This window comes from Microvirga lotononidis, assembly GCF_034627025.1.
Lineage (GTDB): Bacteria > Pseudomonadota > Alphaproteobacteria > Rhizobiales > Beijerinckiaceae > Microvirga > Microvirga lotononidis.
On the sequence record NZ_CP141048.1, the window covers coordinates 738,085 to 760,620 of the forward strand.

A 22,536-nucleotide genomic window follows, 5' to 3' on the forward strand; every position below is an offset into this window, starting at 1 on the left:
TTCGGCGAAGTGGATCCGGTTGGCCGTCAAAAATGCGGCCCAGCAAAGAAGAGAGATGATTCCACGCTAGTGGAAACAGCTAGAAAGGCAGACCCGGGAGCGGATGCCGCTTCCGGGATACCCCTCATGCAAGAAGGGCCACAGCGAGACTGTGGCCCTTGGCGTTTTTATCTCGATCCTGGAGCCGATCAATAAGACGACGTCGAGCGGCGTCCGACGATCAGGCCATAGATGAAGAGCACGATGATCGCGCCGACGATGGCGCCGATGAACCCTGCCCCCTCATCGGCCCGGTACCAGCCCAGAGCTTGACCGAGATAGGTGGCGACCACGGCACCCACGATGCCCAGGATGGTCGTCATGATGAAGCCGGAGGGCTCGTTCCGTCCGGGCATGATCCATTTAGCGATCACACCTGCCACGAAGCCGATGATGATGGTCCAGAGAATGCTCATGTTGCGGTCCTTGGTCTGCGTTGCCTCCACAAGGAACGCGCATCCTCGGCTAAGGTTGCGGCGGGACCGTCTCCCAAAGCCCCATTTCATCATCTCGCCGCACTTGCGACCGACGCTTGCGCTTCGTTCACAGGGAGAAGAACGCCATGAATCCTGCTGGAGACCATTGGAGCTACGAGGCCGTCCAAGCCCTTCTGTCCCTCGCGCGGGAAGGAGCCCCGGTCTCGGTGATCAGCCTGAAGCTGAAACGGCCGGTCTCGGAGGTTCGAGCCAAGCTCACCGACCTCGGCATCACTCCGGCGGCCGAGGTCTAGAACCCTCGAGACCTTCCTATGCACTCATGGGGTTGCCACGCCTGATCCCATGCCGATGAACCCGCCGAATACCCTCTCACCTCGTTCTGAGGAGCGGCGGCGCTGTGTCCGACTGATCTGCGTGTGCTCTCCGGGTCCTCCCTCGAGACGGCGCGACGCGCCTCCTCGGGATGAGCGCTTGCAAGGAAGAGGTGAATGGCTGGTGCCGGATCGATCACGGCGCCCGAAACGAATGCGGAGTCCAGATGCTCAGGATCTGAGCCTCGAACTCTCGTCTCGTCTTCACAGATTGTAGCAAGGAAAATGGCGCGCCCGAAAGGATTCGAACCTCTGACCCCCAGATTCGTAGTCTGGTGCTCTATCCAGCTGAGCTACGGGCGCTTTATCGGCCGGTTGTTGCAGGAAGCAACGTTCGCCGAGGCCGCTGACATAGAGGCATCTGATCCGCTTGGCAAGCCTCTTCGTGCAGAAGATGTGCGGAAAGCTTCAGTTTGATCCCGACACGGAGGGCCGGTCGGGAATCGAGATCTTGAAGCAAGTGGTGCCGTGGCTCTCGTCGAGGGCGATGGTCCCGCCGTGAAGCTGGACGAGCTCCGCCGCGATGGGAAGGCCCAGGCCCGTCCCGCCCTTCTGGGCCGAGCCCTGGAAGGGGGTGAACAGGGTCGCCTTCGCCCGCTCGGGAATGCCGGGACCGTTATCCTTGATCAGGATGCACACGGAGCCGTCCTCCCGGGAGGCGGACACATCGATCCGGGGGCGCCCCTCCGGGGCCCCGGTCTGGCTGAGAGCCTGGACCGCGTTGCGAACGACATTCACCAGAACCCGGGAGAGCTGATCCGGGTCGGCGTCAACCATGAGGTCCTCGGGCACCTGGGCCTCGAAGGTGATGCCGACCTCCGGCGCCAGGTCCGTGAGGTTCGACAGTTCCGCGATCAGGGGTGCCAGGGCGATCAGCCGCCGCTGCGGCAGGGGCTCCGTGGCCCGGCCGTAGGCCAGGGTGGTCTCGCAGAAGGCAATGGCCCGGTCGAGGGTGTTGACGAGCCTGGGGGCGATGCGCTGGACGCTCTCGTCGCTCACGTTGTCCAGGCGATCCGTGAGGAGCTGGGCCGTGGTGAGCATGTTGCGCAGCTCGTGATTGATCTTGCTGACCGCCAGCCCCAGCTGCGCCAGGCGACGCTTCTGGCGCAGCTCATCGGCGAGCGTCGTCTCCATGCGGGCGAGCGCCTGTTCGGCGAGGCCGATCTCGTCGACGCGATCGGTCGGCTGGATGACCCGCGACGCATCCTCCGGATTGCTGGAGAACTCCGCGATGTTGCCCGTGAGCCGCCGCACGGGACGCACGATCACCCATTGCAGGGTGAGATAGACGAGAATCGCCGTGATGCCGGAGATGAACAGGGACAGGAACAGGATGTTGCGCGAGAACTTGATCATGGCCTGGCGCAAGGGGGCCTGATCGAGAATCATCTCGACGAATTCCACCCCCATGCCGGCGCCGATGACACGAATCGGCTTGTCCGCCGGGTTGAACAGCACGGAGAAGGCGTCCTGGACCAAGGTCGGCCAATGGGCGTCGCGCAGGTCGACCGTCTTGCTCACCTCGTTCGGCATCTCGCCGGAGGCCAGCAGGCTCCGGCGCCCGCCTCCCTTCAGGGCAATGGCCTTGGCGCCGACTCCGTGCAGGAGGCGCAGCTCCAACTCCTCCGTCAGGCTTTCCTCAGGCGCGGCATCGAGAACCATGGCGGCGATCTGCGCCGCCGCGAGACGGTCGTTCAGCCATGTCAGCCGGAAATTGGCCACGGAGGGCACATAGATGAGCACCTCCGCGATCATCACGAAGAGCACGGTCAGCAGGAGCAGCCGAGCGGAGAGCCCGAACTGGCTCAGGATGCGTCCTGTGAGAGTGGTCGGCTCGCGGCTCATTCCCGTTTCATTCCAGGCGGCGCCCCTGAAGACCGGCCGCCGCGCTCATGGATTGTGAGCCGACGATTCGAGAAACGCCACCGTCGCGCCCAACATGGGCTGGGATAAAGGGAGATAGGAATGGAGCAAGCCCGAAAGCGAGCTCCACGCTAGGATTCGATGCCCTCATCCACGCCTGCTTAATCATCGGCCCTCGTCGGCGACGCGCCTGCGCCAGTGCTTCAGCGCAACCGGAACCAGTGCGAGCGCTCCCAGGATCACGAGAGCGATCAGGAGTTCCGGCGTCAACAGGCTCCGCGGGTCGAAATCGACCGCGCAATCGCCTCGCCCGGCCGCCCGGCATTCGGCCAGGAGCGTCTTGTGCCGTGACAGCGCCTCGTCCAGTCCCGAGCCTGCGAAGGCGAACGCAAAGGAAACCGGCAGGATCCCCAGTTGGGTCGCCAGAACGAAGGTCTTGGCGGGCATGCCGAAAAAGGCCGCGGCGAGGTTCGTGAGCCAGAATGGCACGGCAGGAATCAGGCGAAGCGAAAGAAGATAGAAGAAGGCCTGCTTCCGGAAGCCCGCCGCAAGGGCCTGGATCCGCCCGCCTGCCCTCTGCAGGAGAGGCCCCGCGAGAGACGTGCGGGCGATCAGGAAGAGGCCGGTCGCCCCCATGGTGGCTGCCACGGAAGCCGCGATCCCCCCGAGCACCCAACCGAACAGATAGCCACCGACGGTCGTCAGCAGGGCGGAAACCGGCAGGGACAGGGTGACAGCCGCCACATAGATCGCCCCGAACAGGGCGAGCATGGCAACGCGATGGGCGGCGACGTGGTCCTGCAGCCATGTCTGGTAGCGGATGAAGGTCTCGAAGCTCAAGGACCGGTGCAGGCCCGATGCGAAGAAGGCCCCCAGCACCAGGACGACGAGCCCGAGGGGCAGGATGCGCAGGAGACGGGACGCTCCCTTTGGGCTATGAGCGTTCTGTTGCGGATCGACCACGACTTCTCCTTGTTTTTCAGGCCCTACATAGGGCCTGACGGCGGCGGGCCCACGGACTCGGCGCCTGAGGCGGGGCTGCTGGGCCGATTGCCGCATAAGGGCCAGAGCAGCGTTGACTTTGCCCCTCCATTCCTTCATAAGCCCGCAAGCTGACAGCGCTCTTCTGGGGCGCTGATCGTTTTTTCGAGACAGTTTCGGGGGCAACCCCATTTTAACCAGACGGGCGCGAGCCATCGAGCACCGCTGCCCCATTCGACCGGAGATGTGCCGTGAAGAGGACGTATCAACCGAGCAAGCTGGTTCGCAAGCGCCGCCACGGCTTCCGTGCGCGCATGGCGACCAAGGGTGGCCGCAAGGTCATTGCCGCTCGCCGCGCCCATGGCCGCAAGCGCCTTTCGGCGTAAGCAGCTAAGGATCGCCCGATGCGCGAGCCTCGCGCAGAGCAATGCCTCGGGCGTCTGACGAAAAGACCTGACTTCGTCGCGGCGGCCTCTGGCCGCCGCTTTCATACCGAGCGGATGTCGGTGCAGGCTCGGCTGCGCGAAGGCTCGGGCCTCGGCCTGCGCTTCGGCCTCACGGTCACGAAGCGCGTCGGCCACGCCACCGAGCGCAACCGGATCAAGCGCCGGCTCCGGGCCGCCCTTCCTGCGGCGGGCCAGGATTACGCGAATATCGATGCGGACGTCGTCATCATCGGACGACGCGATATCCTCTCCGCCGATTTCGCTCTGCTCATCGACGATCTTAGACGCGCGCTGCGGACGGTCACCAAGCCGAGAAGCGCACCGTCCGCAGAGCGTCGGCCCCCTTCCTCACCTCCCCCCAACGGCGAGCGTCGCGGACATTCCCATGCGTGAAGACAACAAAAATCTCATCGTCGCCATCGCGCTATCGCTGGCGATCCTGCTCGGCTGGCAATACTTCTATGCGGCTCCCCAGGCCGAGAAGCAGCGGCAGGCCGCCCAGCAGGCGCAATCCACGCAGGTGAATCCCACGGCGCCGAATCCGCCGGCGAGCCCGAGCCAGGCTGGCGGAGCCTCCCCGACCGTGCCGGGAACCGTCCCGGGCGCCCCTTCGGCTCCGACCGTCCAATCCCGTGAGGCGGCGCTCGCCGCTTCGCCGCGCGTCACCATCGACACGCCCGCGATCTCCGGCTCGATCAACCTGCGCGGCGGCCGCGTCGACGACGTGTCCCTCAAGCATTACCGGGAGACGGTGGACCCCAAGAGCCCGATCATCGTGCTCCTGTCGCCGACGGGCACTCAGAACCCCTACTACGCCGAGTTCGGCTGGGTCGGCGCCGAGGCGGGCAGCCTGCCAAACCAGAACACGGTCTGGACGGCGGACAAGACCACCCTGACCCCCAGCAGCCCGGTGACCCTGACCTGGCAGAACGACCAGGGCCTGGTGTTCCGCCGCACGATCTCGGTCGACGACAAGTACATGTTCACGGTCAAGGATGCGGTCGAGAACCGGGGTTCGGCTCCCGTGACGCTGCAGTCCTACAGCCTCGTTTCCCGTCATGGGCGGCCCGTGACCCTCGGCTATTACGTGCTGCACGAAGGCATGATCGGCGTTCTCGGCGACAACGGCCTCCAGGAGATCACATACGCGAACCTGGACAAGAAGGAGCCGATCTCGGGCGGCAGCACGGTCGGCCAGATCTGGAACTCGGTCACCGGCGGCTTCCTCGGCATCACCGACAAGTACTGGGCGGCGGCCGTCATTCCCGACCAGACGCAGGCTTTCCAGGGCTCCTTCACGTCGCAGCAGGGCCAGACGGCGGATCGCACCTATCAGGCCACGGTGGCCGGTGCGTCGCAGACGCTTCAGCCCGGCGCCACCACGGAAGTGACCCAGCGCCTGTTCGCCGGTGCCAAGGAGGTCGCGACCGTCGACGCCTATCACAGCGCCCTGAACATCAAGAACTTCGATCTCCTGATCGACTGGGGCTGGTTCTACTTCATCACCAAGCCGCTCTTTAAGGTTCTGGACTTCTTCTTCCGCCTGTTCGGCAATTTCGGCATCGCGATCCTCCTCGTGACCGTGATCCTGAAGGGTCTGTTCTTCCCGCTCGCCAGCAAGTCCTATCGCTCCATGGCGAAGATGAAGGCGGTGCAGCCGGAGATGGCCTCGATCCGCGAGCGCTATGCCGACGACAAGATGAAGCAGCAGCAGGCTCTGATGGAGCTCTACCGCAAGGAGAAGATCAACCCGGTCGCCGGCTGCTGGCCCGTGCTGATCCAGATCCCGGTTTTCTTCGCGCTCTACAAGGTGCTCTTCGTCACCATTGAAATGCGCCATGCGCCGTTCTTCGGCTGGATCCGCGACCTCGCGGCTCCCGATCCGACCACGATCTTCAACCTGTTCGGCCTCCTGCCCTACAACCCGGGCGCCGTGCCGGTCATCGGCCACTTCCTGATGCTCGGCGTGTGGCCGATCATCATGGGCTTCACCATGTGGCTGCAGATGAAGATGAACCCGGAGCCGCCGGACCCGGTGCAGAAGCAGGTCTTCTCCTGGATGCCGGTGATCTTCACCTTCATGCTCGGCTCGTTCCCGGCCGGTCTCGTGATCTACTGGGCCTGGAACAACCTCCTCTCGGTGAGCCAGCAGGCCTTCATCATGAAGCGCAACGGCGTGAAGATCGAACTCTGGGACAACCTGCGCAAGACCTTCAGCCGCAAGGCCAGCCCGGCCAAGGGCTGAGCCGCCATCGACCGGAACCAGCAGAGAACCCCGGGTCGAAGCCCGGGGTTTTTCTTTGTCAGGCTCTCAAAGACCTTTCAGCTTCAGGTGCTGGAGCAGCATGATGGTCTTGCCGTCGACGATCCGGCCCTGGTCCACCATGGCAAGGGCTTCATCGAGCGCCATTTCCAGCACCTCGATGTCCTCGCCCTCATGCCTGTCGCCTCCACCCTCGCCGACACGATCCTCAGGCGAATAGCGGGCGATGAAGAACATGAGCCGCTCGGTCACGCTGCCCGGGCTCATGAAGACGTGGAAAACGGGCTCGGTCTCGCGCAGCCGGTAGCCAAGCTCCTCCTCCGCCTCCCGGCGGATGCAGGTCTCGGGGTTGTCCTTGTCGAGCAGTCCCGCGCAGGCCTCGATCAGGGGCTCGGAATGGCCGCTCACGTAGGCGGGCAGCCGGAACTGCCGGACGAGCAGCACCGTACCGCGCCCGGGATCGTAGGGGAGGATCACGGCGCCATGGCCGCGGTCATAGGTCTGTCGAACCTGCCTTTCCAGGCTGCCGTCCCGGCGGCGGTAGTCGAAGGTGAACTTCTTGAGGATGGCCCAGTCGTCGGAGAGGATCTCGACCGAGCGAATGAGAATGGGAGCGTCCGTCATGTGCGCATTTCCGTCATGTCCAAGACGGCACAGCATGGCGGCGGCGCGGTCGAATGCACTCCTCCGGTTTCGTAGAAGAGCGGTAGATTTCTGGTAGCCGCTTCCTGAAAACCCGGCCGACGATCTTCCACATGGCTTTCACCGGGAATCGCTCTACATGATCGTCGCAGGAAAACCGGAGACGCGGCTGCCCATGAGTGCCGGACGGCAGGACAAACACGGGCCCGAGAGGGCGAGCGAGATCGAACTGAAGCTGGAACTCGCCACAGACGCCGCAGGCAAGCTCCTTCGCCACCCGCTGATGTCGCAGGCCCGGGACCTCCCCGATCAGGGCGGAGCCCTCCATGCCGTCTATTACGATTCGACGGATTGCGCCCTGCACAAGGCGGGAGTGAGCCTCCGGGTCCGGCAGCGGAACGGTCGCAGCACGCAGACCATCAAGGCCGAGCGCAAAACCCGGGGCCTCGCCCTCGATCGCGGAGAATGGGAGATTCCGGTCGAGGACGGTCCCGATCTCGCGGCGGCGGCGGGCACACCCCTTGCCCCGCTCGTTGCCAAGGATGCCATCCGCCAGGACCTGAAGCCCGTTTTCACCGTGGACACGGACCGCCGGGCCTTCGAGATCAAGCGCGACGGAGCCACGATCGAACTCGCCCTCGACGACGCCAGAACGTCGACGGAGAACGGTGCCGAGCATTTCTGCGAGGTCGAGCTGGAATTGAAGGACGGCGACCCGACCGCCCTCTTCGCGATCGCCGACGATCTGGCCGAGAGCCTCCCGGTCCGTCTCTCTCCCGTGACGAAATCGGAACGCGGCTACCGGCTTCTCGGCCAGGCCGACGTCACCCCGGTCAAGGCCGGCCGGATCGTCATTCCGACCCAGGCCTCGTGCGCCGAAGCGTTCCAGATGATCGCACGCGCCTGCCTGTCCCAGATCATCCGCAACGAGGCGCTCCTGCGCAGGCACGACGACCCCGAGCTGGTCCATCAAACGCGGGTCGGCTTCCGGCGGCTCAACGCGGCGATCTCGCTCTTCGAGCCGATGCTGCGGGACCGGGACAGTGAGACGATGAAAGCCGAGCTGCGATGGGCGGGCAAGAAGCTCGGCCTCGTTCGCGATCTCGACGTCCTGATCGCGCGGCTGCGCAAGGCCGACGACCAGGATCGTGGCCCGCAGGTTCTGGAAGAAGCCGTACGGCTGCGGACCGAGGCTTTCGAGAGCCTCCTGAAAACCCTGTCCAAGCCCCGTTTCATGAGGGCGGTCCTGAAAGCCGCGACATGGATCGAGACCGGCCGCTGGCTCACGCGGCGCAAGCCGTCCGTCAGGGCTGCACGGGAAATGCCCGCTCAAGCGCGGGCGGCCGAGGAACTCGCGCGCCGCTGGCGGCGGATCCGGCGGGGCGCACGGCAGATGACCGATCTGAGCGGAGAGGACCGCCACAGGCTTCGCATCCGCATCAAGAAGCTGCGCTACGGCGTGGAGTTCTTCGCCACCCTGTTCCCGGGCATTCCGGCGCGAAAGAACCGCAAGGCGCTGCTGGACCTTCTCGAGGGCTTGCAGGACGTGCTGGGCAAGCTGAACGACATCGAGGTGAGCGAAACCCTGCTGGCTCCGCCGTTCCGGAAATTGGTCCGTAAGGCGGCCGGGGACACGAAGCGGCGCGAACGCAAGCTCCTGTCCCAGGCAGAGAAGGAGGCCCGGAAGCTCTCCAAGGCGGAGCCGTTCTGGGTCTCGGCGCCTCAAGAGCCTGGAAAAGCTTGAGCGAGGTGCCTTGAACTCCGGGCACCAAGCGCCGATAAGGGCCCCATGACCGATATGGAACCTGATACCGACCCCTTTCTCGAGATCGGCCGCAAGCTCTTTGCCGGCGAGGCTGATTTCATCTGGGCCGCCAACTCCCTGAAGAACCTGCCGCCCATGAGCAAGGTGGAGATCGCCTTCGCGGGCCGCTCCAACGTCGGCAAGTCGAGCCTCGTGAATGCGCTGACCGGGCGCAACACGCTGGCCCGTACCTCGCATACTCCGGGCCGCACCCAGCAGCTCAATTTCTTCAACGTCAACGACCGTTTCCATCTGGTCGACATGCCCGGCTACGGCTATGCGGCCGTCGACAAGCAGAAGGTCGCGGCCTGGACGCAGCTGATTCACGATTACCTTCGCGGCCGGGCGAGCCTCGCCCGCGTCTACGTGCTGATCGACGCCCGCCACGGCATCAAGCCGGTCGACGAAGCGGTCCTGGAGACCCTCGGCACCGCCGCCGTCTCCTACCAGATCGTTCTGACCAAGGCCGATGAGTTGAAGCCGGACGAGCTCGACAAGCGCATGGCCGACACGCTTCAGAAAATCGAGAAGCGTGCCGCAGCGTTCCCCGAGATCCTGCCCACATCGAGCCGCACGGGCTTCGGCATTCCAGAGCTGCGCGCCGGAATCGCCAGGCTCCTGAGCGAGAGAGGCGCGGGATGAACCTCGCCGCCCGGATCCTGATCGTCCTGGCCTCGCTCTCCGGCCTGCTCGGTGTCGGCCTGTCGGCGGCCGCGGCCCACATCACGGGCGGCAATCTCGCCACGGCGGCGCAGTTCCTGCTCTTCCACGCCCCCGCCCTGCTGGCCCTCGTGGCCCTGATCGCGGCCGGAGCCGTGAACCCGATGCTGGCCCAGATCGCCGGCTACGTCCTCGTTCTCGGCCTGATCCTGTTCTGCGGCGATCTCTCCCGCCGGGCCTTCTCGGGCGTGGCGCTCTTCCCTAGGGCGGCGCCCACGGGTGGCATCCTCCTCATGCTGGGCTGGCTCCTGGTCGGAATCTCGGCCCTTCTGCGCCTGAGGGCCTGAACTCTTGTTGGCAGCCGCCTTTCCTTGAGCCGGCGCATTCTACGGGCGATGCGCCGGTTTGTAGGGTGAAGCATCGGATGGATCCCGAAAGTGCATTCCACTTTCGGGTCCGATGCTCTAGAAGGCAGGCCGTTTGATCCCGATCCCCGCGCCGGAGCCGTTCATGTCCGATCCGTCCATGCCCCTTCCCGACGTTCATGTGCAGGCCGAGGTGCTTGTGCAGGCTCTGCCGCACATGCAGCGCTACGACCAGCAGGTCGTTGTGATCAAGTATGGCGGCCACGCCATGGGCGACCGCGCCGCCGCCGAGGACTTCGCCGAGGACGTGGTCCTGCTCGAGCAATCGGGCATCAAGCCGATCATCGTCCATGGCGGCGGGCCGCAGATCGGCAAGATGCTGGAGAAGCTCGGCATCAAGTCCGAATTCAAGGGCGGCTTGCGCGTCACGGATGAGGCCACGGTCGAGGTCGTCGAGATGGTGCTCGCGGGCTCCATCAACAAGCAGATCGTCGGCTGGATCGGTGCCGAGGGCGGCAAGGCCGTCGGCCTTTCCGGCAAGGACGGCAACATGGTCACCGCCCGAAAGGTGACCCGCACCGCCGTCGACCCTGATTCCAACATCGAGAAGGTGGTGGATCTCGGTTTCGTGGGCGAGCCTGAACATGTGAACCGGGCCGTCCTGGACCAGGTTCTCCAGGCCGAGCTGATCCCCGTCCTCGCCCCGGTCGCGACCGGGAACGACGGCCAGACCTACAACGTCAATGCCGACACCTTCGCGGGCGCCATCGCCGGCGCCATGACGGCCAAGCGCCTCCTGCTGCTCACGGATGTTCCGGGCGTTCTCGACAAGAACAAGAACCTGATCCCCGACATGACCATCGATGATTGCCGCCGCCTGATCGCCGACGGCACCATCACGGACGGCATGATCCCGAAGATCGAGACCTGCATCTATGCCCTGGAGAGGGGCGTGGAAGCGGTCGTCATCCTCGACGGCAAGGTCCCCCACGCGGTGCTGCTGGAGCTGTTCACCGACCACGGCGCGGGCACCATGATCCGCCGGGGCTAAGGCGTCGCCCTTCACGGATCGGCCGAAAGAGCCTATATATTTGTCAGTGGGGCCGCACGGCCCCATTGTCGTCTTTGAGATCCATGAACGCTAAGCCGCCTGTCGAAAATCACCTGTCGTCCGCCGAATCCCGCCCCTTCGCGCATGTGGAGACGTGGGTCTTCGACCTGGACAATACGCTCTACCCGCACACCTCGCGGGTCTGGCCCCAGGTCGACGAGCGCATCACGCTTTATGTGGCAAACCTGTTCGGAATCGACGGCCTCTCCGCCAAGGCATTGCAGAAGTACTTCTATCACAAGCATGGCACGACCCTGCGGGCGCTGATCGAGGAGCACGACATCGATCCGGCCGACTTCCTCGATTTCGCCCACGATATCGACCACACGGATATCGAGCTGAACAACAGCCTCGGCGATGCCATCGAGAAGCTTCCCGGCCGCAAGCTCATCCTCACCAACGGCTCGCGCAAGCACGCGGAGAACGTGGCGCGGAAGATCGGCATTCTCGACCATTTCGAGGACGTGTTCGACATCGCCGCCTCGAACTTCGTGCCCAAGCCCGACCGGCGCGCCTACGAGACCTTCCTCGACAAGCACGGGGTGGAACCGGCCCGCGCGGCCATGTTCGAGGACATCGCCAAGAACCTCACGGTGCCGCACGAACTGGGCATGACGACCACGCTCATCGTGCCCAAGACCTTCGACCCGTTCCGGGAGAGCTTCGAGCAGGAAGCGGTGCGGACGCCGGATATCGACTACATCACCAACGACCTGGCTGATTTCCTGCGGGCCTATGCGTTGCCGGTGAAGTAGAGACCGAAACGACATCCGCCACGGCATCACCGGCCTTGTGCCGGTGATCTCGCTTCTGTAGAGCGCCGAACCTTTCCGCATCGGGATGGCCGGCACAAGGCCGGTGATGGCGAAGCCATCGGAGGGGAAGGGAATCCATAGCGGCTCACCTGATCGTGGATCCCCTTCCCTCGCCTTCGGCTCGCCGGGGATGACAACGTGCAGCCAAGACAAAAATGGCCCCCGTCCGGAGGCCATTTCCGTTTCGTCGGGCGAAGACCTTACGCGGCCTTCGTGTTGATCTTGCTCTCCGCGATCCGGTTGAGCTTCTCATCGGTGGACTTTTCCTGATCCAGGATCTGGTGCAGGACGCCGGCGCAGTCTTCGCGGCCGAGCTGCTTGGCCCAGGCGACGAGGGTGCCGTAGCGGGTGATTTCATAGTGCTCCACCGCCTGAGCGGCGGCCAGCAGCGCCGCGTCGAGAACCTGCGGGTCGTCGATGTCGCCAGCGATGTCCTGGGCTTCGTCGATGATGCCGTCGATCGCCGGGCAGGTCACGCCCTTCGGGTCGTGGCCGTGCATGCGGAACACCTGCTCGACCATCTGGATCTGCTGTTGGGTTTCGCCGAGATGGGTCTGGAACGCCTGCTTCAGCTGCGGGTCGCTCGCTTTCTCGATCATCTCCGGCAGCGCCTTCGTGATCTGCTGCTCGGCGTAGTAGATGTCCTGCAGGGTGTGGATGAAGAGATCATCCAACGACTTGATGTCCTTCGAGAAAAGGCCCATAGCGCAATCCTTCCCAAAATCTGAGATGTACCGGTCGGCAAACGCCATCATGCCCATGGCGTGTCGTGCAGCGTGGGAAGAACGTTGCGGGAGAAAGGCGGTTCCCGGCCCCAACCTTCATGAACGCATCGTCGGACGCTTTTATTCCACCGCCCGGAGATTCCGTCCTTGGAGGCGCAGCCACTCGGCCCGGGCCTCGGCTTCGTTCTCGTCGAATTCGAGCGTTTCGATCTTCTGGCCGCGCTTGACGATCTTGTCGGCCGAGACCCGGATCTGCGATACGTCCTCCTGGGCCTGCCGGAAGTGGGTGTCGAGCTTCGCCACCCGGGCATCGAGGCGCACCACATCCTCCAGGAGCTTCTGCACCTCGACCTGGATCACCCTCGCCTCCTCGCGGATACGGGCATCGCGGACCAGGGCCTGCATCACCTGGATGGCGAGCGTCAGGAGCGAGGGCGACACGATGACGATGCGGGCGCGATGCGCCTTCTGGACCACGTCGTCGAAATGCTCGGCCAGATCGGCATAGATGGATTCCGCCGGCACGAAGAGCATCGCGATGTCCTGGGTCTCGCCCGGGATCAGGTACTTCTCGGCGATGTCCTTCACGTGCACCAGCATGTCGTTGCGGACCTTCGCGGCCGCGCGGCCGCGCGCCTCGTCGCCCTTGGCCTCGCGGAAGAGGGTGAAACCCTCCAGCGGGAACTTGGCGTCGATCACGAGGCCGCGCCCGTCGCCGGGCAGGCGCACGAGGCAGTCGGGACGCGTGCGGTTCGACAGGGTCGCCTGGAACTCGAAGGCGTTGGCGGGCAACCCGTCGCGGACGATGGCCTCCATGCGCCCCTGCCCGTAGGCGCCCCGGGTCTGCTTGTTGGAGAGGATGTCCTTCAGGCCCACGATCTCACCGGTGAGGCTCGTCAGGTTCTGCTGCGCGGCGTCGATCACGGCGAGGCGCTCATTGAGCCGGGAGAGGTTCTCCGACTGGTGGCGCGTGGAGGCTTCCAGCCCCTGCCCGACCCGGTGCTGCAATCCGTCGATCCGCTCCGAGATCATGCGGACGAAATCGCTCTGGCGCGAGCCGAAGACCTCGGCCATGGTCCGCATCCGGCCGGTCATTTCCGACTGGATCCGGGTGAGTTCGGCCACCTTGTCGTCCATCTCCCTGGCCCGCTCGTCCGCGATGGCGGCCTCCAGGGCTCGCTCCCGGCGGGTCCGCAGGAGAAGCATGGTCACGATGAGGAGCAGGACGAGGCTCAGACCGGCCATGCCCATGACGATCTGCCCCCAGGTCAGGGGGGTTTGGCCGAGGATCAGGACGACATCGTTCATGGAGCCTATCGTTCCGGTTGACGGACGCATCCGAACACAAGTGCCTCGTGGGGCAAAGCGGAATCCACTTTTCCGCGGAAACGATGCACTTATGAATGGCATGCATCGGGCTGGGCCCAGAAGCGGATCCGCTTCTGGGCCCGATGCTCTAGATGAACGATTTGACCATCCTTCGCCGAGCGCTTATTTCCCGCGATCATGAGCATCAGACCCCTCGTCATTATCCCCGATTCCAAGCTTCGCCTGGTGTCCGAACCCATCACGGACATCTCGAGCGAGATCCGCCGGCTGGCGGACGACATGCTGGAAACCATGTATGACGCCCCCGGCGTCGGCCTGGCCGCCATCCAGATCGGCGTGCCGGTCCGCATGGTGACCATGGACGTGTCCAAGTCCGACGACGAGCGACAGCCGATGGTGCTCATCAATCCGGAGATCACCTGGGCGTCGGAGGAGAAGCGGGTCTACGAAGAGGGCTGCCTGTCGATCCCGGAATATTACGAGGAGGTCGAGCGTCCCGACCGGGTGCGGTTCCGCTTCATGAACCTGCAGGGCGAGACCATCGAACAGGATGCGGACGGCCTGCTGGCCACCTGCGTGCAGCACGAGATCGACCACCTGAACGGGGTCCTGTTCATCGACTACCTTTCGAAGCTCAAGCGCGACCGGGTGATGACCAAGTTCAAGAAGGCGGCTAAGCGCGAGGCCGGGGCATGAGCCTGCGCGTCGTCTTCATGGGCACGCCGGATTTCGCCGTGCCGACCCTGTCCGAGATCGTCGGCCAGGGCCACGATGTGGTGGCCGTCTATACCCGCGCCCCCGCCGCGGCCGGCCGCGGCATGGAGCTGAAGCCCTCTCCGGTCCACCGGATGGCGGATCGTTTCGGCTTTCCCGTGCTGACGCCGAAGACCCTGCGCACCGAAGAAGCAACCGAGATCTTCCGCAGCCACGACGCCGACGTCGCGGTGGTGGTGGCCTATGGCATGCTGCTGCCGAAGGCCATCCTGGAGGCGCCGGAGCTCGGCTGCCTCAACCTTCACGCCTCCCTCCTCCCGCGCTGGCGCGGCGCCGCGCCGATCCAGCGGGCCATCATGGCCGGCGACGGTGAGACCGGGGTCGCCGTCATGAAGATGGAGGAAGGCCTGGACACCGGCCCCGTCGCCATGGTCGAGCGGGTGACGATCGCGCCGGACATGAACGCCGGCGAGCTCCACGACCGCCTTATGGTCCTGGGCGCCGACCTGATGGTGCGGGCGCTCGCCGCCCTCTCCCGCGGCGGCTTGGGCTTTACGCCCCAGCCCGAGGAAGGCGTGACCTATGCCCACAAGCTCAAGAACGAGGATGCCCGGATCGACTGGTCGACACCGGCGCAGGCCGTTCACGACCACATTCGCGGCCTCTCGCCCTTCCCAGGTGCCTATTTTACCGCCGATTTTGGCAAAGGACCGGAGCGGGTGAAGGTTCTCAGGGCAACCTTGGGAAAAGGTTCCGGTTTGCCCGGGACTCTGATCGACAGCGATGGTACGATATCCTGCGGCGAGGGTGCGATCCGCCTGATTCAGGTTCAGCGTGCCGGAAAAGGCCCCGTGGCCTTCGAAGAGTTCCTGCGGGGCGTGAGGATTGGTCCGGGCGCCCAATTTGCGTGAGGTCCGGCATGGAGGTTCGTCTGGAGGAATCCGCCGATTGGGCAGGACTCTGCGCGATTTACCAAGCCGCGTTCGGGCAGCTGGCTGAGGCCAGCCTCGTCCAGCGCCTGCGCAACGATGGCGACCTCATCCTGTCTCTCACGGCCTATGGGGCGGAGCCCGTCGGCCATATCGCTTTCTCCCGCCTGACCCTCCATGAGGCCCCTTTCGTCAAAGGATGCGGCCTGGCTCCACTCGCGGTTAACCCCGCCAACCAGGGGCGTGGTGTCGGGTCCCTTCTCATCGAGGAGGGCCTGAAGCGGATGACGGCCAAGGGGTTCGACCTCGTGCTCGTTCTGGGCGAGCCGGATTATTATGGCCGCTTCGGTTTCTCGACGGCGCTGGCGCGCAGGTTCAAGACACTCTATGACGGACCCTATCTTCAGGCCCTTGCCCTTTCCGACACCGGGAAAGAGGCTCACGGCTCGGTGACTTACGCCAGAGCCTTCGCAGAACTGAAATAACATGCCTCGCTACAAGCTTGTCGTCGAGTACGACGGCACGCCCTTCACCGGTTGGCAGCATCAGACGAACGGGCTCTCCGTGCAGCAGGCGGTGGAGGATGCCATCGCGCGCTTCACGGGCGCAGCCGTGCGCATCCATTGCGCCGGGCGGACGGATTCGGGGGTTCATGCCACCCATCAGGTCGTTCATGTGGACTTGGACAAGGACTGGCGTCCGGATACGGTCCGGGATGCCACCAACGCTCATCTGAAACCCGCTCCCGTGGCCATCCTCTCGGCCGAGGCCGTACCCGAGACGTTCCACGCCCGCCTGTCCGCCGTGAAGCGCCACTACGTCTATCGCATCCTCAACCGCCGCGCTCCCCCGGCGCTGGATGCGAACCGGGTCTGGCACGTGGCCTGGAAGCTCGATGCCGGCCTGATGCACGAGGCCGCGCAAACGCTGATCGGGCGGCACGACTTCACCACCTTCCGGGCCGCCGAGTGCCAGGCCAACAGCCCGGTCCGCACCCTCGACAGGCTCGACGTGGAGCGGATCGGCGACGAGATCCGCATCTATGCCTCCGCCCGCTCGTTCCTGCACCACCAGGTGCGCTCCATGACGGGAACCCTGGAGCGGGCCGGCGCGGGACGCTGGTCGGTGGAGGATGTGCGCGCGGCGCTCGATGCGCGCGACCGCAGGCGCTGCGGGCCGATGGCCCCATCGACTGGCCTTTACCTGATCGGCGTCGATTATCCCGAGCTCTAAGATTTCGATTGGCGCATCTTTCCACGCAAAACCGGTTCCCACTTTTGCGTTCGATGCTTCAGCCTAGAAGCCCCCGCATCGCCGTCCCGATGACGGAATTGAGCATGATGCCGAGGATCACGATGCCGAGCGCCGGAAGGCTCTCGATCTTCAGCGTCTCCTTGGTGGCGAACCATTGCAGCCGCACGATGATGATCGCGAAGGCGAGGCTGAACAGGCTGGCGAGCCCCGCAGGCGCCCAGCCGAGCAGCATGAGCATCGCCGGCACCGAGAGCACCAGCATGCCCATGACGGAGATCCAGTTCGTCACGATGACGAAGGGCACATAGGACTTCTCGAGCCGGAGCCAGCGGGCGATCCAGATCATGGCGACCGGCAGGGCGACGAAGCCCGCCACATGGCCGAGAGCCACGACGAGATCGATCCAGAAACTGTCGAGAAGGGGCCGGTCCGGCTGGAGAAGGCCGAGGCGGAGGCGCTCGAAGGCGAGGGAGACGACATAAGCGGGAAGCGTCAGCCAGATCGCCGTGAAGGAGCGCCAGAAGCCCCGCTCGCTCATGTCGAAGGATTTCAGGCCCTCGGACCTGCTGTTGAGCAGGTCGAGCGTCCCCCTGAACGAGCGGTTGACCTCCTCAGCCGTAACGATCATCAGCGGCCTCATTTTCTCGAAGACGATTGCCCTCGAAAAATGGACGGCGCCCGCAAAACGTTCCGGCCTTTCTTCGACTTTAGTTTAGACGGTCAAGTTTCCCCGTCGGGCTCACCCGGCGAAATAGGCATCCAGCACCTTGCGGTAAATCGTTGCGAGACGATCCAAATCGGCCACGGCCACCCGCTCGTCGATCTGGTGCATGGTCTGTCCGACGAGGCCGAACTCGACCACCGGGCAGTCCTTCACAATGAAGCGAGCATCCGAGGTGCCGCCCGTGGTGGAGAGCTTCGGCTGCGAGCCGGTCTCCGCCTTGATGGCGTTGGCGATGAAGCCGACGAATTCGTTCGGCGGCGTGAGGAAGGCGACCGCGTTGGTCGGCTCCATCGTCAGGGCATAGCGGACCGTGTTGCCTGCCGCTTCCCGCAGGCGGCGCTCGATCTCCGCCTCCAGGCTGTGGGGCGTCCAGAGGTCGTTGAAGCGGATGTTGAAGGTGGCCTTCGCCTCCGCCGGGATCACGTTCGCCGCCGGATTGCCCACATCGATGGTGGTCACCTCCAGGTTCGAGGCATCGAAATGATCCGTGCCCCGATCGAGCGGCTCCTTCAGGAGCCCCTCGAGCAGGCGCATCAGGCCCGGGATGGGATTGTCCGCCAGATGCGGATAGGCCACGTGCCCCTGCTTGCCCTCGACCAGGATCCTGCCGGTGAGCGATCCGCGCCGCCCGATCTTGATCATGTCACCGAGCTGGTTGGGATTGGTCGGCTCGCCCAGGATGCAATGGTCGAACCGCTCGCCGCGTCCCTTCGCCCATTCGAGGAGCTTCACCGTGCCGTTGACGGCCGGCCCCTCCTCGTCTCCCGTGATGAGGAAGCCGATGGAGCCTTCGAAGTCCGGGTTAGCGCCAATGAACTCAAGCGCCGCCGCCATCATGCAGGCGATGCCGCCCTTCATGTCGACCGCGCCGCGCCCATAAAGCTCGCCGCCGTGGATCTCGCCGCCGAACGGATCGTAGGTCCAGCGGGCCGCATCGCCGGGCGGAACCACATCCGTATGCCCGGCGAAGAGCAGGTAGGGCTCAGCCGTGCCATAGCGGGCATAGAGGTTTTCCACGTCCGGCGTGCCCGGCTCGGAGAAGACCGGCCGGTGAACCTCGAACCCCGCCTGTTTCAGCACGCCCTCGATGAAGGCAAGCGCCCCGCCCTCCTCGGGCGTCACCGAGGGGCAGCGCAGGAGCGATTGGGCGAGGGAGAGCGGCGAGTGTTCCATCGGATCAGTCCCGCAACAGCTCGTTGATCCCCGTCTTGGCGCGTGTCTGCGCATCGACGCGCTTCACGATCACGGCGCAGTACAGCGACGGGCCCGGAGTGCCGTCCGGAAGCGGCTTGCCAGGGAGCGAGCCGGGGACGACGACCGAGTAAGGCGGCACGCGGCCGATGAAGACCTCGCCGGTGTTGCGGTCGATGATCTTGGTCGAGGCCGAAATGAACACGCCCATGGAGAGCACCGAGCCCTCGCCCACGACCACGCCTTCCACGACCTCGGAGCGGGCACCGATGAAGCAGTTGTCCTCGATGATGGTGGGATTGGCCTGGAGCGGCTCCAGCACGCCGCCGATGCCGACGCCGCCGGAGAGGTGCACGTTCTTGCCGATCTGGGCGCAGGAACCCACCGTCGCCCAAGTATCGACCATGGTGTTCTCGTCCACATAGGCGCCGAGATTGACGAAGGACGGCATCAGCACCACGCCGGGCGCGATATAGGCGCCGCGCCGCACGGTGCAGTTCGGAACCGCACGGAAGCCTGCGGCCCGGAAGCGGTTCTCACCCCATCCGGCGAACTTGGACGGCACCTTGTCCCACCACGTGGCCTCGCCCGGCCCGCCGCCGATCACGTCCATGTCGTTGAGCCGGAAGGACAGCAGCACGGCCTTCTTCAGCCACTGATGCACCTGCCACTCGCCGCCGGTTTTCTCGGCCACGCGCGCCTTGCCGGAATCGAGAAGGTTCATCGCCTCCTCGACGGCCTCGCGGACGGCGCCGGTCGTCGAAGGGTTCACGTTGGCCCGGTCCTCCCAGGCGGCGTCGATGGTGCGGGCGAGATCAGCGGTGGACATGGGCAACTCGGGTCAGGGTTTCGTTGCCGCCTGATTAGCAACGGCGCGCGGGCCTGTCACGTGATCATCTGCCTGTGGCTCGACTTGATATTCTGCCCGTCATGGCCGGACTCGCCCCGGCCATCCACGCCTTTACCCACGCACTGAAAAGACGTGGGCCCCCGGGACAAGCCCGGGGATGACGAACGGAGTTCAGAACGACGTGCGCTGCCGGATCGCCGCCGAGAGCGTGCCCTCGTCGAGATAATCGAGCTCGCCGCCCACCGGCACGCCATGGGCGAGCTTGGTCACCTTCACGGGCAGATGGGCGAGAAGCTCGGTGATGTAATGGGCCGTGGTCTGGCCGTCGACCGTGGCGTTGAGCGCGAGGATGACCTCGTTCACGCCCGACTCGGACGCGCGGGCGACGAGGCGCTCCAGGTTCAGGTGCTCGGGACGAATGCCGTCGAGCGGCGAGAGCACTCCCCCGAGCACGTGATACTTGGCGCTGACCGCGCCGGACCGCTCCAGCGCCCAGAGGTCGGACACGTCCTCGACCACCACGAGGATGGACGGATCACGCTTGGGATCGCGGCAGACCGTGCAGGGATCCGACGTATCGACATTGCCGCAGGTCGAGCACACGACGATGCGCTCGTTGGCGATGCGCATGGCATCGCTCAACGGGTTGAGCAGCGTCTCGCGCTTCTTGATGAGATGAAGCGCCGCACGCCGTGCGGAGCGCGGCCCCAGGCCCGGCAGGCGGGCGAGGAGCTGGATCAGGCGCTCGATCTCAGGGCCGGCAACGTGCTGAGCCATTCAAAAAGTCTCTTTGCTTTTGTCGCATCGCTCAATGCGAAGACCCGGCATCCACGTCTTGGCGTGATGCTCAGAACAGCTTCAGGCCCGGAGGCAGCGGCAGGCCCTTGGTGATGCTTTCCATGCGCTCCTGGGTGACACGCTCGGCCTTGCCGCGGGCATCGTTCATGGCCGCCACGATGAGATCCTCGAGGATCTCCTTCTCGTCCGGATTCATGAGCGAGGCATCGATGTTGATGGATTTCAGGCTGCCCTTGCCGGTCACCTTCACGGTCACGACGCCGCCGCCGGCGGTGCCGTCGACTTCGAGGGTGTCGAGCTCGGCCTGCGCGTCCTGCAGCTTCTGCTGCATGGCCTGAGCCTGCTTCATCAATCCCATGATGTCCTTCATGACCGTATCCTCAATCTAGAAATGAAAATCAGAAAAGATCGTCGTCGTCCTCGGCCTCGTGCGCGGCCAGCGCATCGGCCTCGCCGAGGATCTCGGTTTCCGCGTCCTCGCCGGGCTTCTCCGCCCGTTCGACCACGTTCACGATCTGCGCGCCGGGGAACTTCGTCAGCACCGCCTGCACGAGCGGGTGATTGGCGGCGCCCTCCTTGCGCTCGCGCTCGGCCTCGACCGCCTTCTCGTGCAGGGTCGCCTGCCCCTCCTCCGAGGACAGGGCCACCATCCAGCGCTCGCCGGTCCATTGCTGGAGGGCGCGGGTCAGGTCGTTGGCGATGGTGCGGCTGCCGGTCTCGGTGAGGCTGAGCTCGATGCGGCCCTCCTCGAAACGCACCAGGCGCACGTCCCGTTCGAGCTGCGCCTTCAGGACGATCTCGCGCTTCTCGCCGGCGAGCGCGACCACGTCCTCGAAGCGGCGAAGCCGCATGGTCGGCTCGGGCTGCGCGGCCTGCGGGCGCGGCTGGGGATAGGGCTGCGACGTCGCCAGGGCCATGTTGCCCGACGTGGCGGGACCGGACGGCCGGGGCGCGGGCGCCGAGGAGCCGCCGGCGGGAACCGGCGCGCCGTCCTTCAGGGCGCGCAGCGCCTCGTCCGGGGTCGGCAGGTCGGCCGCATAGGCGAGGCGCACGATCACCATCTCGGCCGCCGCGATCGGACGGTTCGAGGATTGCACCTCGGGAATGCCCTTGAGGAGAATCTGCCAGGCGCGCGACAGGGTCCTGACCGAGAGCTTCTGGGCGTAATCGGTGCCGCGCGTCCGCTCGATCTCGGAGAGAGCGGGATCCCTGGCGGCTTCCGGAATCAGCTTGAGGCGGGTGACCACATGCGAGAAGGCCGCGAGATCGGACAGGATCACCGCGGGATCGGCACCGGCGTCGTATTGCGAGCGCAGACCCGCGAAGGCGGCCGGCACGTCGCCGCGCATCACGGCCTCGAAGAGGTCGATCACCTGCGTACGGTCGGCAAGCCCCAGCATGTCGCGCACGGTGTCGGGCGTCACGATTCCGGCGCCGTGGGCGATGGCCTGATCCATCAGCGACAGGGAATCGCGCGCCGAGCCTTCCGCCGCGCGGGCGATGGCGGCGAGCGCCTCCTGGTCGGCCTGCACGCCTTCGGCATTGCAGATGCGGCCGAGATGAGCCACGAGCTTGTCCGCCTCGATGCGGCGCAGGTCGAAGCGCTGGCAGCGGGACAGGATCGTGACGGGGACTTTCCGGATTTCGGTGGTGGCGAAGATGAACTTCGCATGCGGCGGCGGTTCCTCCAGCGTCTTCAGGAAGGCGTTGAACGCCTTCTCCGAGAGCATGTGGACCTCGTCGATGATGTAGACCTTGTAGCGGGCCGAAACCGGCGAATAGCGGATGCCGTCGATGATCTGTCGGACGTCGTCGATGCCAGTGTGGGACGCGGCGTCCATTTCCAGCACGTCCACGTGCCGCGATTCCATGATCGCCTGGCAATGGACGCCGAGTTCCGGCATGTGGATGGTCGGCTGACCGGAGCCGTCGGCCTTCTGGTAGTTGAGGCCGCGGGCGAGGATGCGGGCCGTGGTGGTCTTGCCGACGCCGCGGACGCCGGTGAGCATCCAGGCCTGCGGAATGCGCCCGGTCTCGAAGGCGTTCGAGAGGGTGCGCACCATCGCCTCCTGACCGATCAGGTCGTCGAAGGTTCGAGGGCGGTATTTTCGGGCAAGGACGCGATAAGGAGAGGCCGGCACTGCGGAAGCGGGCGCGGCGGGGAAGCCCGGCAGGGCCGGCTCGTCGTTCGGGGGCGTGCCGGCTGTGGTATCGTCCATCGACTG

Annotated in this window: 25 protein-coding genes and 1 tRNA gene; 13 read left to right on the forward strand and 13 right to left on the reverse strand. The window is 65.2% G+C overall.

The annotated features are described in order from the left end of the window. Positions 1–188: 188 nt before the first annotated feature. Positions 189–455, reverse strand: a complete 267-nt coding sequence (locus U0023_RS03385; RefSeq protein WP_009763751.1) for a GlsB/YeaQ/YmgE family stress response membrane protein — start codon at positions 453–455, stop codon at positions 189–191. A 146-nt stretch (positions 456–601) separates the two neighbouring features. On the opposite strand from U0023_RS03385, the gene U0023_RS03390 reads away from it, so the two are divergent. Continuing rightward, positions 602–769 carry a hypothetical protein gene (locus U0023_RS03390; protein ID WP_009763750.1) on the forward strand — a complete coding sequence of 56 codons (168 nt, stop codon included), beginning with the start codon at positions 602–604 and terminating at the stop codon, positions 767–769. A gap of 304 nt (positions 770–1,073) precedes the next feature. Here the strand turns inward: U0023_RS03390 and U0023_RS03395 are convergent. The 3 genes from U0023_RS03395 to U0023_RS03405 form a co-directional block, all read right to left on the reverse strand. Then, positions 1,074–1,150 (reverse strand) — tRNA-Arg (locus U0023_RS03395). Positions 1,151–1,255: 105 nt separating this feature from the next. Next, a complete protein-coding gene (locus U0023_RS03400; RefSeq protein WP_009763749.1) occupies positions 1,256–2,692 on the reverse strand; it encodes a sensor histidine kinase in 1,437 nt (478 codons plus the stop codon). Positions 2,693–2,875: 183 nt separating this feature from the next. Continuing rightward, positions 2,876–3,673 carry a TVP38/TMEM64 family protein gene (locus tag U0023_RS03405; protein ID WP_009763748.1) on the reverse strand — a complete coding sequence of 266 codons (798 nt, stop codon included), beginning with the start codon at positions 3,671–3,673 and terminating at the stop codon, positions 2,876–2,878. 269 nt (positions 3,674–3,942) lie between these two features. Here U0023_RS03405 and rpmH point away from each other — a divergent pair, with 269 nt between their 5' ends. The 3 genes from rpmH to yidC are packed head-to-tail and all read left to right on the forward strand — an operon-like array spanning position 3,943 to position 6,382. Then, positions 3,943–4,077 carry a 50S ribosomal protein L34 gene (rpmH, locus tag U0023_RS03410; RefSeq protein ID WP_027314822.1) on the forward strand — a complete coding sequence of 45 codons (135 nt, stop codon included), beginning with the start codon at positions 3,943–3,945 and terminating at the stop codon, positions 4,075–4,077. A gap of 18 nt (positions 4,078–4,095) precedes the next feature. Continuing rightward, positions 4,096–4,530, forward strand: a complete 435-nt coding sequence (gene rnpA, locus U0023_RS03415) for a ribonuclease P protein component (RefSeq protein WP_009763747.1) — start codon at positions 4,096–4,098, stop codon at positions 4,528–4,530. After that, entirely contained in the window at positions 4,523–6,382 is a 1,860-nt protein-coding gene (gene yidC, locus U0023_RS03420) for a membrane protein insertase YidC (protein ID WP_009763746.1), read from the forward strand. Before rnpA ends, yidC begins: the two co-directional genes overlap by 8 nt. A 66-nt stretch (positions 6,383–6,448) precedes the next feature. Here the strand turns inward: yidC and U0023_RS03425 are convergent, their stop codons facing one another. Continuing rightward, the gene (locus U0023_RS03425) at positions 6,449–7,024 is read right to left on the reverse strand and encodes an NUDIX domain-containing protein (protein WP_009763745.1); all 576 of its coding nucleotides are present in this window, start codon (positions 7,022–7,024) and stop codon (positions 6,449–6,451) included. A 157-nt stretch (positions 7,025–7,181) separates the two neighbouring features. Between U0023_RS03425 and U0023_RS03430 the strand changes: the two genes are divergently transcribed. The 5 genes from U0023_RS03430 (at position 7,182) to U0023_RS03450 (ending at position 11,737) form a co-directional block, all read left to right on the forward strand. Beyond that, a complete protein-coding gene (locus U0023_RS03430; RefSeq protein ID WP_009763744.1) occupies positions 7,182–8,786 on the forward strand; it encodes a CYTH and CHAD domain-containing protein in 1,605 nt (534 codons plus the stop codon). A gap of 45 nt (positions 8,787–8,831) precedes the next feature. Further along, complete coding sequence (yihA, locus tag U0023_RS03435; RefSeq protein WP_009763743.1) at positions 8,832–9,488, forward strand: ribosome biogenesis GTP-binding protein YihA/YsxC; 657 nt, start codon at positions 8,832–8,834, stop codon at positions 9,486–9,488. After that, on the forward strand, positions 9,485–9,853 hold the full coding sequence (locus U0023_RS03440) for a DUF423 domain-containing protein (protein ID WP_009763742.1): 369 nt from the start codon (positions 9,485–9,487) through the stop codon (positions 9,851–9,853). The genes yihA and U0023_RS03440 overlap by 4 nt, the downstream gene beginning before the upstream one ends. Before the next feature lie 163 nt (positions 9,854–10,016). Further along, on the forward strand, positions 10,017–10,922 hold the full coding sequence (gene argB, locus U0023_RS03445) for an acetylglutamate kinase (protein ID WP_009763741.1): 906 nt from the start codon (positions 10,017–10,019) through the stop codon (positions 10,920–10,922). A gap of 83 nt (positions 10,923–11,005) precedes the next feature. Next, positions 11,006–11,737 (forward strand): pyrimidine 5'-nucleotidase, encoded by a 732-nt coding sequence (locus U0023_RS03450; RefSeq protein WP_009763740.1) that lies wholly within the window; start codon positions 11,006–11,008, stop codon positions 11,735–11,737. A 260-nt stretch (positions 11,738–11,997) separates the two neighbouring features. Here U0023_RS03450 and U0023_RS03455 read toward each other — a convergent pair whose 3' ends face one another. Together U0023_RS03455 and U0023_RS03460 are read right to left on the reverse strand one after the other, a co-directional pair. Next, the gene (locus tag U0023_RS03455) at positions 11,998–12,501 is read right to left on the reverse strand and encodes a YciE/YciF ferroxidase family protein (RefSeq protein ID WP_009763739.1); all 504 of its coding nucleotides are present in this window, start codon (positions 12,499–12,501) and stop codon (positions 11,998–12,000) included. Between the two features lie 141 nt (positions 12,502–12,642). Next, positions 12,643–13,830: a DNA recombination protein RmuC gene (locus U0023_RS03460; protein ID WP_009763738.1), complete on the reverse strand. Its 1,188-nt coding sequence runs from the start codon at positions 13,828–13,830 to the stop codon at positions 12,643–12,645. Positions 13,831–14,028: 198 nt separating this feature from the next. On the opposite strand from U0023_RS03460, the gene def reads away from it, so the two are divergent. The 4 genes from def to truA are packed head-to-tail and all read left to right on the forward strand — an operon-like array spanning position 14,029 to position 16,727. Beyond that, on the forward strand, positions 14,029–14,547 hold the full coding sequence (def, locus tag U0023_RS03465; protein WP_009763737.1) for a peptide deformylase: 519 nt from the start codon (positions 14,029–14,031) through the stop codon (positions 14,545–14,547). Then, positions 14,544–15,476 carry a methionyl-tRNA formyltransferase gene (gene fmt, locus U0023_RS03470; RefSeq protein WP_009763736.1) on the forward strand — a complete coding sequence of 311 codons (933 nt, stop codon included), beginning with the start codon at positions 14,544–14,546 and terminating at the stop codon, positions 15,474–15,476. Before def ends, fmt begins: the two co-directional genes overlap by 4 nt. 8 nt (positions 15,477–15,484) lie before the next feature. After that, positions 15,485–15,979, forward strand: coding sequence for a GNAT family N-acetyltransferase (locus U0023_RS03475; RefSeq protein ID WP_009763735.1), 495 nt, complete (start codon positions 15,485–15,487; stop codon positions 15,977–15,979). Position 15,980: 1 nt separating this feature from the next. Then, positions 15,981–16,727, forward strand: a complete 747-nt coding sequence (gene truA, locus U0023_RS03480) for a tRNA pseudouridine(38-40) synthase TruA (RefSeq protein WP_009763734.1) — start codon at positions 15,981–15,983, stop codon at positions 16,725–16,727. 58 nt (positions 16,728–16,785) lie between these two features. Here truA and U0023_RS03485 read toward each other — a convergent pair whose 3' ends face one another. The 6 genes from U0023_RS03485 to U0023_RS03510 form a co-directional block, all read right to left on the reverse strand. After that, positions 16,786–17,376, reverse strand: coding sequence for a hypothetical protein (locus U0023_RS03485; RefSeq protein ID WP_009763733.1), 591 nt, complete (start codon positions 17,374–17,376; stop codon positions 16,786–16,788). Positions 17,377–17,487: 111 nt separating this feature from the next. Continuing rightward, positions 17,488–18,645, reverse strand: a complete 1,158-nt coding sequence (dapE, locus tag U0023_RS03490) for a succinyl-diaminopimelate desuccinylase (protein ID WP_009763732.1) — start codon at positions 18,643–18,645, stop codon at positions 17,488–17,490. Positions 18,646–18,649: 4 nt separating this feature from the next. After that, a complete protein-coding gene (gene dapD / locus U0023_RS03495; protein ID WP_009763731.1) occupies positions 18,650–19,492 on the reverse strand; it encodes a 2,3,4,5-tetrahydropyridine-2,6-dicarboxylate N-succinyltransferase in 843 nt (280 codons plus the stop codon). A 192-nt stretch (positions 19,493–19,684) separates the two neighbouring features. Then, positions 19,685–20,290 carry a recombination mediator RecR gene (recR, locus tag U0023_RS03500; protein ID WP_009763730.1) on the reverse strand — a complete coding sequence of 202 codons (606 nt, stop codon included), beginning with the start codon at positions 20,288–20,290 and terminating at the stop codon, positions 19,685–19,687. Positions 20,291–20,360: 70 nt separating this feature from the next. Further along, positions 20,361–20,681: a YbaB/EbfC family nucleoid-associated protein gene (locus tag U0023_RS03505; protein WP_009763729.1), complete on the reverse strand. Its 321-nt coding sequence runs from the start codon at positions 20,679–20,681 to the stop codon at positions 20,361–20,363. A gap of 28 nt (positions 20,682–20,709) precedes the next feature. Next, on the reverse strand, positions 20,710–22,530 hold the full coding sequence (locus tag U0023_RS03510; RefSeq protein WP_009763728.1) for a DNA polymerase III subunit gamma/tau: 1,821 nt from the start codon (positions 22,528–22,530) through the stop codon (positions 20,710–20,712). Between the last annotated feature and the right edge of the window lie 6 nt (positions 22,531–22,536).

Excerpts from the sequence above, each read along its gene's own strand:
- U0023_RS03385 (WP_009763751.1), bottom strand. The coding sequence starts at position 455 with ATGAGCATTCTCTGGACCATCATCATCGGCTTCGTGGCAGGTGTGATC.
- U0023_RS03390 (WP_009763750.1), top strand. The coding sequence starts at position 602 with ATGAATCCTGCTGGAGACCATTGGAGCTACGAGGCCGTCCAAGCCCTT.
- U0023_RS03400 (WP_009763749.1), bottom strand. The coding sequence starts at position 2,692 with ATGAGCCGCGAGCCGACCACTCTCACAGGACGCATCCTGAGCCAGTTC.
- rnpA (WP_009763747.1), top strand. The coding sequence starts at position 4,096 with ATGCGCGAGCCTCGCGCAGAGCAATGCCTCGGGCGTCTGACGAAAAGA.
- yidC (WP_009763746.1), top strand. The coding sequence starts at position 4,523 with ATGCGTGAAGACAACAAAAATCTCATCGTCGCCATCGCGCTATCGCTG.
- U0023_RS03425 (WP_009763745.1), bottom strand. The coding sequence starts at position 7,024 with ATGACGGACGCTCCCATTCTCATTCGCTCGGTCGAGATCCTCTCCGAC.
- U0023_RS03430 (WP_009763744.1), top strand. The coding sequence starts at position 7,182 with ATGATCGTCGCAGGAAAACCGGAGACGCGGCTGCCCATGAGTGCCGGA.
- yihA (WP_009763743.1), top strand. The coding sequence starts at position 8,832 with ATGACCGATATGGAACCTGATACCGACCCCTTTCTCGAGATCGGCCGC.
- U0023_RS03440 (WP_009763742.1), top strand. The coding sequence starts at position 9,485 with ATGAACCTCGCCGCCCGGATCCTGATCGTCCTGGCCTCGCTCTCCGGC.
- argB (WP_009763741.1), top strand. The coding sequence starts at position 10,017 with ATGTCCGATCCGTCCATGCCCCTTCCCGACGTTCATGTGCAGGCCGAG.
- U0023_RS03450 (WP_009763740.1), top strand. The coding sequence starts at position 11,006 with ATGAACGCTAAGCCGCCTGTCGAAAATCACCTGTCGTCCGCCGAATCC.
- U0023_RS03455 (WP_009763739.1), bottom strand. The coding sequence starts at position 12,501 with ATGGGCCTTTTCTCGAAGGACATCAAGTCGTTGGATGATCTCTTCATC.
- U0023_RS03460 (WP_009763738.1), bottom strand. The coding sequence starts at position 13,830 with ATGAACGATGTCGTCCTGATCCTCGGCCAAACCCCCCTGACCTGGGGG.
- def (WP_009763737.1), top strand. The coding sequence starts at position 14,029 with ATGAGCATCAGACCCCTCGTCATTATCCCCGATTCCAAGCTTCGCCTG.
- fmt (WP_009763736.1), top strand. The coding sequence starts at position 14,544 with ATGAGCCTGCGCGTCGTCTTCATGGGCACGCCGGATTTCGCCGTGCCG.
- U0023_RS03475 (WP_009763735.1), top strand. The coding sequence starts at position 15,485 with ATGGAGGTTCGTCTGGAGGAATCCGCCGATTGGGCAGGACTCTGCGCG.
- truA (WP_009763734.1), top strand. The coding sequence starts at position 15,981 with ATGCCTCGCTACAAGCTTGTCGTCGAGTACGACGGCACGCCCTTCACC.
- U0023_RS03485 (WP_009763733.1), bottom strand. The coding sequence starts at position 17,376 with ATGATCGTTACGGCTGAGGAGGTCAACCGCTCGTTCAGGGGGACGCTC.
- dapE (WP_009763732.1), bottom strand. The coding sequence starts at position 18,645 with ATGGAACACTCGCCGCTCTCCCTCGCCCAATCGCTCCTGCGCTGCCCC.
- dapD (WP_009763731.1), bottom strand. The coding sequence starts at position 19,492 with ATGTCCACCGCTGATCTCGCCCGCACCATCGACGCCGCCTGGGAGGAC.
- recR (WP_009763730.1), bottom strand. The coding sequence starts at position 20,290 with ATGGCTCAGCACGTTGCCGGCCCTGAGATCGAGCGCCTGATCCAGCTC.
- U0023_RS03505 (WP_009763729.1), bottom strand. The coding sequence starts at position 20,681 with ATGAAGGACATCATGGGATTGATGAAGCAGGCTCAGGCCATGCAGCAG.
- U0023_RS03510 (WP_009763728.1), bottom strand. The coding sequence starts at position 22,530 with ATGGACGATACCACAGCCGGCACGCCCCCGAACGACGAGCCGGCCCTG.